The organism is Pseudarthrobacter sp. 05T312 (genome assembly GCF_056396685.1).
In genome coordinates, this window is record NZ_JBFTLY010000059.1 from 1 (window position 1) to 432 (window position 432).

At 50.9% G+C, this 432-nt stretch carries 1 pseudogene; it reads left to right on the top strand.

Annotation, left to right across the window (positions count from 1 at the left end):
- Positions 1-432: pseudogene (locus AC1DIP_RS22290) on the top strand (hypothetical protein); the annotation flags it as partial.

Below are 432 nucleotides of genomic sequence, written 5' to 3' on the forward strand. Positions count from 1 at the left end.
GTCTACAACGGAGAGCTGGTTACCAGTCCTTCCAGCCGCTACGGCGAACGCAGGCTTCCTTCCGCATTTTTGGTCTACGACCATCCGGAGAATGTAGTAGCCAACCGGGTCTGGGACGGAATAGACAAAATCGATCCAGGCGGTTCATACGATCACCCGGACTTTTTGAAAGAACAAGCCGAGCTTAAGGCTAAACAAAAAAATAATCCGACTCCTGCACCAACTCCGACACCAACAACTTCTCCGACGCCTACTCCTTCATCAAGCACAAATAAGGGAGATACGGATAAGACGAAGCCAGGAGAAGCAGGCAATAATTCTGGTAACACTAACAAGAATGGCAGCAGCACCCCAGGTACAACGAAGCCACCTGCGGGGAAAGATACAGATGCTTCTAAGGATGCCAACGGGGGTATTACGACGACACCAGGC